Origin of the sequence: Bacillus sp. SIMBA_154, assembly GCF_046536015.1 — a bacterium.
In the GTDB taxonomy this organism is placed as follows: Bacteria; Bacillota; Bacilli; order Bacillales; family Bacillaceae; genus Bacillus; species Bacillus pumilus_P.
Genome location: NZ_JAWJBV010000064.1, coordinates 1 through 465, shown reverse-complemented (window position 1 = coordinate 465; position 465 = coordinate 1). Strand labels below are relative to the sequence as shown.

At 29.9% G+C, this 465-nt stretch carries 2 protein-coding genes; one reads left to right on the top strand and one right to left on the bottom strand.

The features are described 5' to 3' along the window. Positions 1–192: hypothetical protein (locus R0K30_RS21095; RefSeq protein WP_410612706.1), on the top strand; the 192-nt coding region annotated here is incomplete at its 5' end. A 21-nt stretch (positions 193–213) separates the two neighbouring features. Here R0K30_RS21095 and R0K30_RS21090 read toward each other — a convergent pair. After that, positions 214–465, bottom strand: a 252-nt coding sequence (locus R0K30_RS21090) for an NUDIX hydrolase (RefSeq protein ID WP_486304023.1), incomplete at its 5' end; no start/stop codon positions are given.

The window sequence follows — 465 nt, the reverse complement described above, 5'->3', positions numbered from 1 at the left end:
TATAAAACTGACAATGATGAAGATTTTTTCAGTAAGGACGGTAAGCTAGTTGAATTGATAGCAAAAGTTGTAAGTTTAAACGGAACTCTAAACTCTGAATTTACTAACTTTTACAATGGGAAGTTAGCTTTGTTTAAGCATCCTAACTCGATTAACAGTAATTGGGTCAGAAACGGTATAGATAACTTATAACACACTTAAAATCTAATCAATTCAAATATAAAAATTAGTATTATTATCGACAACGCGATTATATTCAGAGTAACCTAATAATAGGTATATCTGCTTTGCCCAGTCTAGCTCATGAAGTTCCTGCTTTGTAAGCCACGATAGGTTATTATGTTCTACTTTTTTTATAGATTCTTTTTCATAAATGCTGCATCTATAAAAAGTGATATGAACCTTAAAGTCTGGGTACTGATGTTCTATTTTTTTTAATATTGATACTATTTCAATATGTGCATC